The 15,791-nt window shown below is 60.6% G+C and carries 14 protein-coding genes and 1 tRNA gene; 9 read left to right on the forward strand and 6 right to left on the reverse strand.

Going from position 1 to position 15,791, the window contains the following annotated elements; all coding sequences use genetic code 11:
• Positions 1-109 precede the first annotated feature (109 nt).
• The 5 genes from murI to hemA are packed head-to-tail and all read right to left on the reverse strand — an operon-like array spanning position 110 to position 4,842.
• Positions 110-901 (reverse strand): glutamate racemase, encoded by a 792-nt coding sequence (gene murI / locus AC3WN7_RS05175; protein ID WP_102673418.1) that lies wholly within the window; start codon positions 899-901, stop codon positions 110-112.
• Positions 894-1,649 carry a molybdopterin-synthase adenylyltransferase MoeB gene (locus tag AC3WN7_RS05180; RefSeq protein ID WP_102673419.1) on the reverse strand — a complete coding sequence of 252 codons (756 nt, stop codon included), beginning with the start codon at positions 1,647-1,649 and terminating at the stop codon, positions 894-896. The genes murI and AC3WN7_RS05180 overlap by 8 nt, the downstream gene beginning before the upstream one ends.
• Positions 1,643-2,473: a peptide chain release factor N(5)-glutamine methyltransferase gene (gene prmC / locus AC3WN7_RS05185; RefSeq protein WP_102673420.1), complete on the reverse strand. Its 831-nt coding sequence runs from the start codon at positions 2,471-2,473 to the stop codon at positions 1,643-1,645. Before prmC ends, AC3WN7_RS05180 begins: the two co-directional genes overlap by 7 nt.
• Positions 2,474-3,556 (reverse strand): peptide chain release factor 1, encoded by a 1,083-nt coding sequence (gene prfA / locus AC3WN7_RS05190; RefSeq protein WP_007973879.1) that lies wholly within the window; start codon positions 3,554-3,556, stop codon positions 2,474-2,476.
• Positions 3,553-4,842, reverse strand: coding sequence for a glutamyl-tRNA reductase (gene hemA, locus AC3WN7_RS05195; RefSeq protein ID WP_007973881.1), 1,290 nt, complete (start codon positions 4,840-4,842; stop codon positions 3,553-3,555). Before hemA ends, prfA begins: the two co-directional genes overlap by 4 nt.
• Positions 4,843-5,076: 234 nt before the next feature.
• Between hemA and AC3WN7_RS05200 the strand changes: the two genes are divergently transcribed.
• The 8 genes from AC3WN7_RS05200 (at position 5,077) to ychF (ending at position 11,994) form a co-directional block, all read left to right on the forward strand.
• Positions 5,077-6,801, forward strand: a complete 1,725-nt coding sequence (locus AC3WN7_RS05200; protein ID WP_102673421.1) for a tetratricopeptide repeat protein — start codon at positions 5,077-5,079, stop codon at positions 6,799-6,801.
• A 4-nt stretch (positions 6,802-6,805) separates the two neighbouring features.
• Entirely contained in the window at positions 6,806-7,423 is a 618-nt protein-coding gene (lolB, locus tag AC3WN7_RS05205) for a lipoprotein insertase outer membrane protein LolB (protein ID WP_095965581.1), read from the forward strand.
• 1 nt (position 7,424) lies between these two features.
• Positions 7,425-8,276 carry a 4-(cytidine 5'-diphospho)-2-C-methyl-D-erythritol kinase gene (ispE, locus tag AC3WN7_RS05210; protein ID WP_102673422.1) on the forward strand — a complete coding sequence of 284 codons (852 nt, stop codon included), beginning with the start codon at positions 7,425-7,427 and terminating at the stop codon, positions 8,274-8,276.
• A gap of 36 nt (positions 8,277-8,312) precedes the next feature.
• Positions 8,313-8,387: transfer RNA gene (locus AC3WN7_RS05215), tRNA-Gln, on the forward strand.
• Positions 8,388-8,433: 46 nt separating this feature from the next.
• Entirely contained in the window at positions 8,434-9,375 is a 942-nt protein-coding gene (locus tag AC3WN7_RS05220) for a ribose-phosphate pyrophosphokinase (protein ID WP_003171603.1), read from the forward strand.
• A 142-nt stretch (positions 9,376-9,517) separates the two neighbouring features.
• Positions 9,518-10,117, forward strand: coding sequence for a 50S ribosomal protein L25/general stress protein Ctc (locus tag AC3WN7_RS05225; protein ID WP_007973891.1), 600 nt, complete (start codon positions 9,518-9,520; stop codon positions 10,115-10,117).
• Between the two features lie 169 nt (positions 10,118-10,286).
• Positions 10,287-10,871 carry an aminoacyl-tRNA hydrolase gene (gene pth, locus AC3WN7_RS05230; RefSeq protein WP_007973893.1) on the forward strand — a complete coding sequence of 195 codons (585 nt, stop codon included), beginning with the start codon at positions 10,287-10,289 and terminating at the stop codon, positions 10,869-10,871.
• Between the two features lie 22 nt (positions 10,872-10,893).
• Positions 10,894-11,994 (forward strand): redox-regulated ATPase YchF, encoded by a 1,101-nt coding sequence (gene ychF, locus AC3WN7_RS05235; protein ID WP_095965583.1) that lies wholly within the window; start codon positions 10,894-10,896, stop codon positions 11,992-11,994.
• A 185-nt stretch (positions 11,995-12,179) separates the two neighbouring features.
• Here ychF and AC3WN7_RS05240 read toward each other — a convergent pair whose 3' ends face one another.
• A complete protein-coding gene (locus AC3WN7_RS05240; protein WP_095965584.1) occupies positions 12,180-13,397 on the reverse strand; it encodes an MFS transporter in 1,218 nt (405 codons plus the stop codon).
• Positions 13,398-14,251: 854 nt separating this feature from the next.
• Between AC3WN7_RS05240 and AC3WN7_RS05245 the strand changes: the two genes are divergently transcribed.
• Positions 14,252-15,787 (forward strand): methyl-accepting chemotaxis protein, encoded by a 1,536-nt coding sequence (locus tag AC3WN7_RS05245; RefSeq protein WP_442963889.1) that lies wholly within the window; start codon positions 14,252-14,254, stop codon positions 15,785-15,787.
• Positions 15,788-15,791 lie beyond the last annotated feature (4 nt).

Raw genomic sequence — 15,791 nt, forward strand, 5'->3', positions numbered from 1 at the left:
CCGAACGATTTCGTATGATTTTTTTGTTGCCTGGCCCAGCAAAACTATAGAAGTCAGCGATTTATCAGAAGTTCACCCCGATTTTTCGTACTCCCCCCCAGACAGCCTTCTACCGGTTGAAGCTTCGCACAACGCCAGAGGTATTCCACAGTATCGGCAAGATATTTCTGAAATGAAGCGGATCAGCGCTGGTCCAGAACTGCGCTTCACGGGCAGGCCCGGCGGCAAGCAGTTCGCGTTCAGCCAAAAGCCGCTGGAGTTGCCGCGCGACGGCGGCTCCGGTATCGATCAGGCTGATGTCGGCGGGGATCATCTGCCGGAGCATCGGCTTGAGAAAGGGGTAATGGGTGCAGCCGAGAATCAGAGTGTCTGCGCCAACCGCCAGCAGTGGCTCGACATACCCGGCCAACAGCTGACGCAGCTCGGCGCTCTGCAGATCGCCGTTTTCAATCAGCTCCACCAGCCCGGGACAGGGCTGGGTGATCACTTTCACGTCCGTGGCGAAGCGGTCGAGCAACGCGGCGAACTTGGCGCTCTGCAAGGTGCCGGTGGTGGCCAGCACCCCGACCACGCCGGAGCGGGTTGCGGCGGCGGCCGGCTTGACGGCCGGCTCCATGCCGACGATGGGCCAATCGCGATAGTCGCGACGCAAGTCGGCGACGCCGGCCACCGTTGCCGTATTGCAGGCCAGCACCAGGGCCTTGGCGCCCTGCTGCTGAAAGAAGTCGGCCATCACGCTGCAACGCTGCTGGATAAATGCCGGGGTTTTCTCGCCATAGGGAACATTGCCGCAATCGGCGACGTACATCAGTGTCTCGTTGGGCAGCAAACGCTGGATCTCGGCCAGTACCGAGAGCCCGCCGACACCGGAGTCGAACACGCCAATCGGCGCTTCACGCATGTTTCGACCCACAGACGCTGCAACCCGGATCGCGCTTGACCCGCAACTCACGGAAGCGTGTACCCAAGGCATCGATCAACAGCAGGCGCCCCACCAGCGGCTCACCGAATCCGGCCAGCAACTTCAGCGCTTCGAGGGCTTGCAGACTGCCAACCAGCCCCACCAACGGCCCGACCACGCCGGCCTCGCTGCATGTCAGCTCGGCTTCGCTGCCGTGCCCATACAAACAGTGGTAGCACGGACTCTCCGGCCGACGCGGATCGAACACCGACAGTTGACCTTCGAGGCGAATCGCCGCGCCGCTGACCAGCGGTTTGCCGGCCGCCACGCAAGCGGCATTGACCGCTTCACGGGTGGAAAAATTGTCAGAACAATCGAGGACCAGATCTACCCCGGCCACCACGGCGGCCAGGGAATCCTCATCCAGCGCCGAACGATGGGCGACCAGTTGAATCTCGGGATTGATCGCCGTCAGGCGCTTGATCGCTGAATCGACCTTGCCCATGCCGATGCTGTCGGTGTCGTGAATGATCTGGCGTTGCAGGTTGGTCAGGTCGACCGTGTCGAAGTCCGCCAGGTGCATCTCGCCAATGCCGGCGGCCGCCAGATACAGCGCCACTGGTGCGCCAAGGCCGCCGAGCCCGACGATCAATACGCGGCTGTCCTTGAGCCGCAACTGGCCGTCGATATCGATGTGTTGCAGCAGAATCTGCCGACTGTAACGCAGCAACTCCTGATCATTCAGCACGGCAGGCGCCCCAGACTGATGCGTTGGTGACCGCCCAGATCGGTGCGGCTGTGGACTTCTTCAAAACCGCGGGTCAGGAGCAGGTCGCGGACCGCCTCGGCCTGATCGTAACCGTGTTCGAGCATCAGCCAGCCGCCAGCGTCGAGATGATCCGGTGCCTGGTCGACGATCAGACGCAGATCGTCGAGCCCGTCGACACCAGCCACCAGGGCGCTCGCCGGCTCGAAGCGCACATCGCCCTCGACCAGATGCGGATCGGTCGCTGCAATGTAGGGCGGATTGCTGATGATCAGCTCAAAACGCTGACCTTCCAGGGCACTGAACCAATGGCTGCTCAGCACCTTGGTGTTGTTCAGGTGCAGACGCTGGCGATTGCGCTCGGCCAGGGCCACCGCTTCCAGCACGCGATCCACAGCAGTGACGCTCCAGGCCGGACGCTCGCTGGCCAACGCCAGGGCAATCGCGCCGCTGCCGGTACCGAGGTCGAGCACCTTGGCCGGTGTGGCCGGCAACAGTTCCAGCGCAGCTTCCACCAGCAGTTCGGTATCCGGGCGCGGGATCAGCGTGTGTGGTGCCACTTCCAGATCCAGCTTCCAGAAACCTTGCTGGCCGAGGATATAGGCCACCGGCTCACCGCTGCGGCGGCGCTGCAAATACTCGGCGAACGTCAGCGCCGCTTCGCTCGGCACGATGCGTTCCGGCCAGGTGTGCAGGAAACTGCGGGACTTGCCCAACGCCGCCGCCAGCAGCAATTCGGCATCCAGACGCGCCGTCGGCGAGTCGGGCAGATCGGCGGCACGCAACAAACTGGCGATGATCGTCATTTACTCACCTATCGCTGCCAGTTGATCGGCCTGGTACTCGGCCAGCAACGGCTCGATCACCGCCTCGACGCCGCCGGCGAGGATCTCGTCGAGGGAATACAAGGTCAGGTTGACCCGGTGGTCGGTGACCCGGCCCTGGGCAAAATTGTAGGTGCGGATGCGCTCGGAGCGATCACCGGAACCGACCAGCAGCTTGCGTTCGCTGGCGATGGCGTTGGCCGCGGCGGAGGTCTGCTGATCGTTCAGCTTGGCCGACAACCAGGACATCGCCCGGGCACGGTTCTTGTGCTGCGAACGTTCTTCCTGGCACTCGACCACGATGCCGGACGGCAAGTGCGTAATGCGGATCGCCGAATCGGTCTTGTTGACGTGCTGGCCACCGGCGCCGGAGGAGCGATAGGTATCGATGCGCAGGTCGGCCGGGTTGATCTCGATGGCTTCCTGTTCGTCCGGCTCGGGCAATACCGCCACGGTGCAGGCCGACGTATGGATACGGCCCTGGGATTCGGTCGCCGGAACCCGCTGCACGCGGTGCGCACCGGATTCGAACTTGAGCTTACCGTAGACGTTGTCGCCCTCGACCCGGGCAATCACCTCTTTATAGCCGCCGTGTTCGCCCTCGTTTTCCGAGAGGATTTCCACCCGCCAGCCACGACGCTCGGCGTAACGCGAATACATGCGGAACAGGTCGCCGGAGAAAATCGCCGCCTCGTCGCCGCCGGTGCCGGCACGGATTTCGAGGAACACGTTGCGCCCGTCGTTCGGGTCCTTGGGCAGCAGCATGCGCTGCAGGTCGGCTTCGAGCGTGACCAGGCGCTCCTTGGCCTCGCGGACTTCTTCCACGGCCATTTCACGCATGTCCGGGTCGCTGTCCTTGAGCAGAGCCTGGGCGCCCTCGAGGTCATCCTGCACTTTCAGCAGTTCTTTATAGGTGCCCACGATCGGTTCAACTTCCGCGTACTCCTTGGAATAGGTACGGAATTTGTTCTGATCGGAAATGACCTCGCCGTCGCCCAGCAGGGCGGTCAATTCCTCGAAACGGTCCTGGAGGATATCCAGCTTATTGAGCAGTGACGCTTTCATTGCGGTTTTTTATCCGAAAAGCTATCCGATGAGCCCTCACCGAGGGCAAAGAGTTCCTGGGCCATCGCCAGCGCATCCAGGCGACCTTCGGCAGAGAGCTTTTTCAACTGCACGCTCGGTGCGTGCAAGAGTTTGTTGGTCAGCCCGCGAGCCAGTTGCACCAGCACCTCTTCGGCGCTGCTGCCGTTGGCCAGCATGCGCTGGGCCTTTTGCAATTCTTCGTCGCGCAGGCGTTCGCTCTGTTGACGATAGGCCTTGAGCACGTCCACCGCCGCCAATTCACGCAGGCGGACCATGAAGTCTTCGGCGCCGACCGAGACCATCTCTTCGGCGGCCTGGGCAGCGCCCTGGCGGCTCTTGAGGTTCTCGGCGACCACTTCGTGAAGATCGTCGACGCTATAGAGGTAAACGTCGTCCAACTCGCCGACTTCCGGTTCGATGTCGCGGGGAACGGCGATATCCACCATGAAAATGGGTTTGTGCTTGCGCAGTTTCAAGGCGCTTTCCACTGCACCCTTGCCCAGGATCGGCAACTGGCTGGCGGTGGAACTGATGACGATATCGCTGCGCACCAGCTCTGCCGGAATATCCGACAGCAACACCGCATGGGCGCCGAACTGTTCGGCCAGGATGCTCGCGCGCTCCAGGGTACGGTTGGCGACCACGATGCGCTTTACCCCCAGGTCATGCAGATGGCGGGCGACCAGGGTGATGGTCTCGCCGGCACCGATCAACAAGGCCTGGCTGCGTTGCAGGTCGCTGAAAATCTGCTTGGCCAGGCTCACCGCGGCAAATGCCACCGATACCGGGTTTTCGCCGATGGCCGTGTCGGTGCGCACCTGCTTGGCCGCGTTGAACGTGGCCTGGAACAGCCGCCCGAGCAATGGCCCGATGGTGCCCGCCTCGCGAGCCACGGCATAGGCCGACTTCATCTGGCCGAGAATCTGCGGCTCGCCCAACACCAGCGAGTCGAGCCCGGAGGCCACCCGCATCATGTGACGAACTGCCGCATCATCTTCATGCACATAGGCGCTTTCGCGCAGCTCGTCGTAGCTCAAATGATGATATTCGGCCAGCCAGCGCAGCACGACATCCGCCGACAGGTGATCCTGTTCTATATAGAGTTCACTGCGATTGCAGGTGGAGAGGATCGCAGCTTCGCGGCTGTCGGTGAGTCGGCAGAGCTGCTGCAAGGCCTCAACCAGCTGCTCAGGGGTAAAAGCCACGCGCTCGCGGACGTCTACTGAAGCAGTCTTGTGGTTAATACCGAGTGCAAGGAAGGCCATTCAAAGTCGCTGATGGTGACGTGAAGCCGGCAATTGTCCTACTTCGACGGAATCAGAACAACTACTCGATATCTATCGCGCCGGTAGGCGAGACCCACGTTGCGAGCGGTTCTCGTTTACAGGGCCGTCAGGTTTGGCCGGATCCGCTGTGCGGGTAAATTGGCGGGCCGGTTATGTTTGGCCTAAAGCTTGTGTCATGATGATCCGACCGCAGGTTAGTCGTCCTCCTCCTATATGAATAGATCTTCCGCGTTGCTCCTCGCTTTTGTCTTCCTCAGCGGCTGCCAGGCCTTGGCACCCGTTTCGTCGGACGGTACGCCGCCGGTTGAAGACAGCACCCCGGCCCCTGAAAAGCCGAAGGTCTACAGCTCCTTCAGCGAGGAAACCGTCTTCAGCCTGTTGAGCGCCGAACTGGCTGGCCAGCGCAATCGTTTCGACATTGCCCTGGACAACTATGTGACCCAGGCCATCAACACCCAGGATCCGGGCATCTCGGAGCGGGCATTCCGTATCGCCGAATACCTGGGCGCCGACCAGGCCGCCCTGGACACCGCGCTGATCTGGTCGAAAAACGCCCCCGACGACCTCGAAGCGCAACGCGCCGCTGCCGTGCAACTGGCCCGCGCCGGGCGTTATGACGACTCCATGGTCTATATGGAGAAAGTCCTGCAAGGCAAGGGCGACACTCATTTCGACTTCCTGGCGCTGTCGGCGGCCGACACCGACCAGGACACACGCAACGGCCTGATGAAAAGCTTCGACCGCTTGCTGCAGCGCCATCCAGACAACAGCCAGCTGATTTTCGGCAAGGCGCTGCTGATGCAACAGGATGGCGACACCAAAGGCGCACTGAAACTGCTGGAAGACAATCCGCCGGACGACGGCGAAATTGCCCCGATTCTGCTGCGCGCACGCCTGCTGCAAACCCTCGATCGCGGTGACGAGGCCTTGCCGCTGCTGCAGAAAAGCATCAAGAAATACCCGGACGACAAGCGCCTGCGCCTGACTTATGCGCGGATGCTGGTTGAACAGGACCGCATGGACGACGCCAAGGCCGAGTTCTCGAGCCTGGTTCAGCAGTACCCGGAAGACGACGACCTGCGATACTCCCTGGCACTGGTCTGCCTGGAAGCCAAGGCGTGGAACGAGGCCAAGGGTTATCTTGAAGACTTGATCGCCCGGGACAGCCACGTCGACTCGGCGCACCTGAACCTCGGCCGTATCGCCGAAGAACAAAACGACCCGCAAGGCGCATTGATCGAGTACGCCAAGGTGGGCCCGGGCAACGATTTCCTGCCGGCGCAATTGCGTCAGGCCGACATCCTGATAGACAACGGCAGGACCGCCGAAGCGCAAAGAAAGCTGGCGGCAGAGCGCGACGAGCAGCCGGATTACGCGATCCAGTTGTACCTGATCGAAGCCGAAACCCTGTCCGCCAACAATCAGGGCGACAAGGCCTGGAGTGTTCTGCATCAAGCCCTGGAGCAATACCCGGACGATTTGAACCTGCTCTACACCCGTGCCATGCAGGCGGAAAAACGCAATGACCTGGCGCAGATGGAAAAAGACCTGCGCACGATCATCAAGCGCGACCCGGACAATGCCATGGCGTTGAACGCCCTCGGCTACACCTTGTCCGACCGTACCACACGCTACGCCGAAGCCAAGGCCCTGATCGAGCAGGCACACCAGATCAGTCCGGAAGATCCGGCGGTGCTCGACAGCCTTGGCTGGGTGAATTACCGCCTGGGCAATCTCGACGAAGCCGAGCGTCTGCTGCGCCAGGCCCTGGAACGCTTCCCCGACCAGGAAGTCGCCGCGCACCTGGGCGAAGTCCTGTGGGCCAACGGCAAACAGCGCGAAGCCAGACAAGTCTGGGGCAAATTCCTCAAGGAACAGCCTGACAGCCCGACCCTGCGTGGCACCATCAAACGCCTGACCGGATCAGAGACTCTTTAAGATTATGTTTTTGCGCCATTTCATCGTTTTCAGTTTTATCGCCCTGCTCGCCGGTTGCGCAGGCCTTGGTCCCCGCGAATCGGTCGAGGGACATGGCAACGCCGCCCAATGGCGCGAGCACAAACAGCAACTGACCGGCCTCGATGGCTGGCAGATCGACGGCAAGATCGGCATCCGTGCGCCGAAAGACTCGGGCAGCGGCACGCTGTTCTGGTTGCAACGCCAGGACTACTACGATATTCGCCTGTCCGGACCACTGGGCCGCGGTGCGGCTCGCCTGACCGGACGTCCGGGCAAGGTGTCGCTGGAAGTCGCCAACCAGGGACGCTACGACGCGCCGAACCCGGAAGTGCTGCTCGAAGAGCAGTTGGGCTGGAAGCTGCCGGTGTCCAATCTGGCCTGGTGGGTACGCGGGCTCCCGGCTCCGGACAGCAAAAGTCACCTGACCCTGGATACCGACAGTCGCCTGGCCAACCTCGAGCAGGATGGCTGGCAGGTCGAATACACCGACTACACCCAGCAAAATGGCTACTGGCTGCCCGAGCGCATCAAGCTGCATGGCACCGACCTTGACGTCACGCTGGTGATCAAGGCCTGGCAACCACGCAAACTGGGGTCATGACATGCCAGCCAATCGCCTGACTCTGCCGTCTCCGGCCAAACTCAATTTGATGTTGCACATTCTCGGTCGCCGCGAAGACGGCTACCACGAACTGCAAACGATGTTTCAGTTTCTCGATTACGGCGACGAAATCACCTACGCCCTGCGCGATGACGGCGTCATTCAGCTGCACACCGAGTTCGCAGGCGTGCCCCACGACAGCAACCTGATCGTCAAGGCCGCGAAAAAACTTCAGGAGCAATCCGGTTGTTCGCTGGGCGTCGATATCTGGATCGAAAAGATCCTGCCCATGGGTGGCGGCATTGGCGGCGGCAGTTCGAATGCCGCAACGACCTTGCTCGGCCTCAATCACCTTTGGCAATTGGGCTGGGATGAAGATCGCCTGGCTGGCCTGGGATTGACGCTGGGCGCCGACGTCCCGGTTTTCGTTCGTGGTCATGCGGCTTTCGCCGAGGGCGTGGGGGAGAAACTGACCCCTGTCGACCCCGAAGAACCGTGGTATCTGGTGCTGGTACCGCAAGTCTCTGTAAGTACGGCAGAAATTTTTTCAGATCCGTTGTTGACACGTAACACTCCTCCCATTAAAGTGCGCCCCGTTCCCAAGGGAAACAGTCGAAATGACTGCTTGCCGGTGGTAACAAGGCGTTATCCAGAGGTACGTAACGCTTTGAATTTGTTAGGTAAATTTACCGAAGCAAAACTCACCGGAACTGGAAGTTGTGTGTTTGGGGGCTTCCCAAGCAAAGCTGAAGCTGATAAAGTCTCGGCCCTTCTGACAGAGACCCTTACAGGTTTTGTAGCAAAAGGAAGCAACGTTTCGATGTTGCATCGCAAGCTTCAAAGTCTGCTCTAAAGGAACCGATTACCGGGTAATCGTTGCAACAGATACAGGGGCGTCGCCAAGCGGTAAGGCAGCAGGTTTTGATCCTGCCATGCGTTGGTTCGAATCCAGCCGCCCCTGCCATTTTCCTATACTCATCCAGGTTACCCTCAGCCTTCAGGTACTGCGCGTGTCCAAGATGATGGTCTTTACGGGGAACGCTAACCCCGATCTGGCTCGGCGTGTCGTACGTCAGCTGCATATCCCTCTCGGTGACATCTCTGTCGGTAAATTCTCCGACGGCGAAATTACCGCCGAGATCAATGAAAACGTCCGCGGTAAAGACGTCTTCATTATTCAGCCGACTTGCGCTCCGACCAACGATAACCTGATGGAACTGGTAGTGATGGCTGATGCCTTCCGCCGCTCCTCGGCTACTCGTATCACTGCTGTTATTCCTTACTTTGGTTATGCCCGTCAGGATCGCCGTCCGCGTTCCGCACGTGTGGCTATCAGCGCGAAAGTCGTGGCTGACATGCTTACCGTAGTCGGCATCGACCGTGTTCTCACGGTTGATCTGCATGCTGACCAAATCCAGGGTTTCTTCGATATTCCGGTAGATAACATCTACGGCTCCCCGGTTCTGGTGGATGACATCGAAGATCAGCGCTTCGAAAACCTGATGATCGTGTCCCCGGACATTGGCGGCGTCGTGCGTGCACGTGCCGTTGCCAAATCCCTGGGCGTGGATCTCGGGATCATCGACAAACGCCGTGAGAAAGCCAATCACTCTGAAGTGATGCATATCATCGGTGATGTCGAAGGGCGTACCTGTATTCTGGTCGATGACATGGTCGATACCGCCGGCACCCTGTGCCACGCGGCCAAGGCCTTGAAAGAGCATGGCGCTGCCAAGGTTTTCGCCTACTGCACGCACCCTGTGCTGTCGGGTCGGGCAATCGAGAACATTGAAAATTCCGTGCTGGACGAGCTGGTGGTGACCAACACCATTCCGCTGTCCGCTGCAGCACAAGCCTGTGCGCGTATCCGCCAACTGGATATCGCACCGGTAGTTGCCGAGGCGGTCCGCCGCATCAGCAATGAAGAATCGATCAGTGCGATGTTCCGCTAAGGGCCCTGCCCTTCTCGAAATGTCTCGTTGACGAAAAGCGCCCCGCCCCGGCATTCCTGTCGGGGCGGGGCTTTTTTGCCCATATCGCCTTTAGCGCTGGTCGCAAACGCTGGGGCGAGTGTGGTTATTTTGGAGATACAACATGAACGATTTTACTCTGAATGCTGAAGTGCGTTCCGACCTGGGGAAAGGTGCGAGCCGCCGCCTGCGTCGTCTCGCAAGCCTGGTTCCAGCTGTAGTTTACGGTGGCGACAAAGCCCCTGAATCCATCAGCATGCTGGCCAAAGAAGTTGCCAAACTGCTCGAAAACGAAGCGGCTTACAGCCACATCATCGAGCTGAACGTTGGTGGCACCAAGCAGAACGTCGTGATCAAAGCCCTGCAGCGTCACCCGGCCAAAGGCCACGTGATGCACGCTGACTTCGTACGCGTAGTCGCTGGCCAGAAACTGACCGCCATCGTTCCAGTGCACTTCATCAACGAAGAAGCACCGACCAAGAAAGGCGGCGAAATCTCGCACGTTGTTGCCGAGATCGAAGTTTCCTGCCTGCCGAAAGATCTGCCTGAGTTCATCGAAGTCGACCTGGCTAACGCTGAAATCGGTTCGATCATTCACCTGTCGGACCTCAAGGCGCCTAAAGGCGTTGAGTTCGTGGCCCTGGCACACGGCGATGACAAGGCTGTTGCCAACGTCCACGCTCCACGTGTTGCTCCAGAAGCTGCAGAAGGCGCTGCAGAGTAATTTACTCTGCGCTGCCGGAGTGACCGGAAACATCGCGGACTAGAGCATAGCGAGAAAGCGGGCGAGAACGCGGAGTTTACATCATGGTAAATGAGCAACTTTCGTCCACTTTCGCCGCTCTCCCTGATTGCGGCGATGTTATCCACCACTCCAATGAAGGGCCCCTATCGTGACTGCCATCAAACTGATCGTTGGCCTGGGAAATCCAGGCGCTGAATACGAACAGACCCGGCATAACGCAGGGGCCCTTTTTGTTGAGCGCATCGCGAACGCACAAGGCGTGAACCTTGTGGCGGACCGCAAATATTTCGGCCTGACCGGGCGCTATTCGCACCAGGGTCAGGATGTTCGTCTGCTGATTCCCACCACGTACATGAACCGCAGCGGCCAGGCCGTGGCGGCACTCGCCGGTTTCTTCCGCATCAAGCCTGAAGAAATCCTCGTGGCGCACGACGAACTCGACCTGCCTCCGGGCGTTGCCAAGCTCAAAGTGGGCGGCGGCCACGGCGGTCACAACGGGTTGCGCGACATCATTGCGCAACTGGGCAATCAGAATACCTTTCATCGCTTGCGGCTTGGCATTGGCCACCCGGGCGTTGCCAGTATGGTTTCAAATTTCGTCCTGGGTCGTGCGCCACGCGCCGAACAGGAAAAACTCGATGCCAGCATCGACTTTGCCCTCGGCGTGCTGCCGGATATCCTCGCCGGGGAATGGAACCGCGCGATGAAAAACCTGCACAGCCAGAAGGCCTGACTCACTCCTCGGGGAAAACACCATGGGATTCAATTGCGGCATCGTCGGTCTGCCTAACGTCGGCAAGTCCACCCTGTTCAACGCCCTGACCAAATCCGGGATCGCGGCCGAGAACTTCCCCTTCTGCACCATCGAACCGAACAGCGGTATCGTGCCGATGCCGGATCCGCGCCTGGAAGCCCTGGCAGCCATCGTCAATCCAAAGCGCATCCTGCCGACCACCATGGAATTCGTCGACATCGCGGGCCTGGTTGCCGGCGCGTCGAAAGGTGAAGGCCTGGGCAACAAGTTTTTGGCCAACATCCGTGAAACCGATGCCATCGCCCACGTGGTCCGCTGCTTCGAAGACGAGAACGTGATTCACGTCTCCAACAGCGTCGACCCGAAACGCGACATCGAAATCATCGACCTGGAACTGATCTTCGCCGACCTCGACAGCTGCGAGAAGCAACTGCAGAAAGTCGCGCGCAACGCCAAGGGCGGTGACAAGGACGCAGTAGTCCAGAAAGGCCTGCTGGAGCAACTGATCGCTCACTTCACCGAAGGCAAGCCGGCGCGCAGCCTGATGAAGAACATGGGCACCGATGAAAAAGCGGTGATCAAGGGCTTCCATTTGCTGACCACCAAGCCGGTCATGTACATCGCCAACGTCGCTGAAGACGGTTTCGACAACAACCCGCACCTGGACGTTGTACGCGCCATCGCCGAAGAAGAAGGCGCCGTGGTTGTACCGGTGTGCAACAAGATCGAAGCGGAAATCGCCGAGCTCGATGACGGCGAAGAGAAAGACATGTTCCTCGAAGCCCTGGGCCTCGAAGAGCCTGGCCTGAACCGCGTGATCCGCGCCGGCTACGAAATGCTGCACCTGCAGACCTACTTCACCGCCGGTGTCGAAGAAGTCCGCGCCTGGACCGTGCGCGTCGGTGCCACCGCACCACAAGCCGCTGGTGTGATCCACACCGACTTTGAGAAAGGCTTCATCCGCGCCGAAGTGATCGCCTACAACGACTTCATCCAGTACAAGGGTGAAGCCGGTACCAAGGAAGCCGGTAAATGGCGTCTGGAAGGCAAAGACTACATCGTCAAGGACGGCGACGTGATGCACTTCCGCTTCAACGTGTAAGCCACACGCCCAAGAAAAAGCCGCGTTTGATACGCGGCTTTTTTGTGCCCGACACAATCATCCGCCACACCACCCCCCCTTTGTGGGAGCGGGCTTGCTCGCGAAGAGGGAGTGTCAGTCGAAGTACATGTGGCTGGCGAACCGCATTCGCGAGCAAGCCCGCTCCCACAGGGATTTGTGTTGGGTCAGGCCTTTTTGGTCCGTGGCAGGAAGATCGCCAACACCCCGAACAACGGCAGGAACGAACACAGGTAATACACGTATTCGATGCCGTGAATATCCGCCAGGTGCCCCAGCAACGCCGCGCCAATCCCGCCGAAACCGAACATCAAACCGAAGAACACCCCGGCGATCATCCCGACATTGCCCGGCACCAGTTCCTGGGCGTACACCACGATGGCCGAGAACGCCGAGGCGAGGATGAAGCCGATGACCACGCTCAGGATGCTGGTCCAGAACAGGTCGACATGGGGCAGCAACAAGGTGAACGGTGCAACGCCGAGGATCGAGAACCAGATCACGGCCTTACGCCCGATCCTGTCGCCGATCGGCCCGCCAAAGAATGTCCCCGCCGCTACCGCACCAAGGAACAGGAACAGGTGCAACTGCGAACTGGCGACCGACAGGTCGAACTTCTCGATCAGGTAGAAGGTGAAATAGCTGGTGAGGCTGGCCATGTAGAAATACTTGGAGAACACCAGCAACCCGAGCACCACCAGCGCGCTGGTCACTCGGCCCTTGGACAGGCCGTGAGTCGCTGCCTGACCTTGCTTGAGCTTGAAAAGGTTCAAGTGGTTGGCGTACCAGCGGCTGATCCGGTACAGCACGAACAACGCAAACACTGCGAACAGGCCGAACCAGGCCACGTGCCCTTGACCGTAGGGAATGATGATCGCCGCCGCCAGTAACGGGCCGAACGCCGAGCCTGCGTTACCCCCGACCTGGAAGGTCGATTGCGCCAGCCCGAAGCGCCCGCCCGAAGCCAGTCGCGCCACGCGGGACGCTTCGGGATGGAAGGTCGAAGAACCGATGCCGATCAAGCCCGCCGCCAGCAGAATCAGCGGGAAGCTGCCGACTACCGACATCATCAGAATGCCGACCAGGGTGCACACCGTACCCGCCGGCAGCAGCCACGGCTTGGGGTGGCGATCGGTGTAGTAACCCACCCACGGCTGCAACAGCGAGGCCGTCAACTGGAACGTCAGGGTGATCAGGCCGACCTGGGTGAAGGTCAGGCCATAGCTGGCCTTGAGCATAGGGTAGATCGACGGCAGCACCGACTGGATCAGGTCGTTGATCAAATGCGCCAGCGCCACCGCACCGATGATGCGCATCACCAGGGGACTGCTTTGGGGCGTAGCGGACGCCGGCACTGAGCCGGTCTGGGCGTTGCTGATAGCCATGGGAATTTCCAGACAACAGGAGGTACAAACTGCAGGTGCGTCAATGTGCCATTTTTCAGTGCGGCAACGCCATCCCCTTAGCCTGCTAACGACCTCGGTTTTCATCGCCACAACATTGATGGCGCAACGCCATGGTCTGAATCTTGCCTTCTTTGTCGGCTTGAACGCGGCTTCCTTACAAAGGAGGCCGACAATGGGAAGTTTCGCCACAGAGTCGGCCTACAGAGCAGACAAGGGTGAACTTTCGAGGCCTTTTTAGCGGGCACGAGTCGGCGGTGCAACAACCTCCGACGCACGCCAATGGTGCGTGGTGTCCAGAGGAGTCGTGGGGCATGCAGGCTTTTTTATCACCGGGGATCGGGTTGCTGGGGCGTTTTGGTTTTGCGCGCAAATTCCAGCTGTTGTTTCTGCTGTTTATCCTGCCGCTGGCCGGCAGCCTGTGGATGATCGGCCAGGACTATCGCGACAAACTCAGCCTGATCTCCGGCGAACGTGCCGGGGTGCGGCAACTGTTGGCCCTTGATGCACTGGATGACCTGCTCGCCGCCCAGCGTGATCGCGCCGCCCGTTGGCGCGCCACGGAAACCAATCGCCAGCCGACACCGGCCACCCTCGCTGCGATGGGCGCCTTCGATGCAGTCCAACCCGCCGTCAGCCAGGCCACTGCCGAATTGGGCAATGCCCTGCAAAAAGAAGCTGCCGAGAGCGAAACACTGAGCCGTTATCAGGCCCTGCAAACCGCCCTCGATGGCCTCGACTCAAAAAGCCTGAGCGGCGTCGGCTGGTGGCCGGATGGCTACGATCGCTTCACCAACGCCCTGATCGCCCTGCAAGCCTTGCGCGAGCAGATCGCCATGGACAATCGCCTGACACTGGCGCCGTGGCTGGAGACTTATCTGCTGACGCAGATCTCCACCCAACACGCCCCCGACCTGATCGAACGGGTCGGTCGCCTGGCGGCGGTGGGCCAGGCATCGGTAGTGTCCGGGCAGTTCACCCTGCAAAGCCGCCTGCAACTGCGCGACCTGCGCAGCCGCATCGGCGATGCACGAGAGCAGCTGGTGAAAACCGCTGGCCTGCTCGAAGCGCGCTTGCCCAGCGCCCTGCAAACCTGGGCCGGGCAATACCACGACAGCCTCAAGCGCCTGGACTCAGGCCTGAAGGTGCTGGATGACGGCGTGTTCGGCGGCAGCATCAAACTCAAGCCAGAGGACTTCGAACGCAGTCTCGACGCCCTGCTCTCCGACCTCGCTTCATTGCGCCAGCAGTCGCTGGTGTCGCTGGATCAACGTCTGGATTACTACCACGGCTCGGCGATCCGCCAGTTCATTGTGGTGGCTACCGTGTTCGGCTGCCTGCTGTTGGCTGCGCTGTATCTGTTCATCTGCTTGCAGGCTTCGATCCGCCGCAGCGCCAGCGGCATCACGGTATTGGCCGAGGCCCTGCGCGATGGCAATCTGAGCCTGCAAGTACCGGTTCAGGGACGGGACGAACTGGCGGTCATCAGCACCGCGCTGAACGTCGCCGTGGTGCAACTGCGCACCAGCCTGCAAGGGGTGGATCACGAAACCCTGCAACTGAGCCACGCAGTGCAATCCCTCAACCATCACTCCAGTGACGCCCTGGGCGAAGTCGAAGCCCAGCAATTGCAGATCAGCCAGATTGCCGCGGCGGCGACGCAACTGGCCGCCACCTCACAAGGGGTCGCCCACAGTTGCGAACAGGCGTCCGGCAGCGCCCAGCACACCCGGCGCATTGCCGCCGACAGCAGCCGCGACAGCCAGCGCACCACCGCGAGCATCCAGCAACTCAATCAACGCCTGAACGAAACCGCTGCGGCACTGGGCCGGGTCAGCGAGCAAGGACAGCAGATTCAACTGGTGGTCGACACCATTCGGGGCGTCGCCGAGCAGACCAACCTGCTGGCACTCAACGCCGCCATCGAGGCGGCGCGGGCGGGCGAACAAGGGCGTGGCTTTGCGGTGGTGGCCGATGAAGTACGCAGCCTGTCGCAGCGCACCCAATCGTCGACCGCACAGATTGCCGGCACGGTCGACAGCCTGCGTCACACCGTGAACGAGGCCGTCAACCTGATGGAGGCCGCGTGCACTCAGGCAGAGAGTGATGCACAAGCGGTCACCGGCCTTGGTGAACGGCTCGGGGAAATCGCCAGTGCCGTGCAGAGTGTCACCGATACCCTGGCGCACATCGCCACGGCGGTGGAGGAGCAGGCCAGTACCGCCGACGAGGTCAGCGGCAATATCCAGCAGGTCGATCAGGCAGCGCTACGTTTGCTCGAAGGTGCCCGCGCGGTGAACCAGGCAGCGGACACCCTGAGTCAGGGCAGCAAAGCGTTAAGCGACAACACCGGGCGCTTCCGCTTGAGTTGAATCC

The sequence above is a fragment of the Pseudomonas sp. FW305-70 genome, assembly GCF_058783925.1.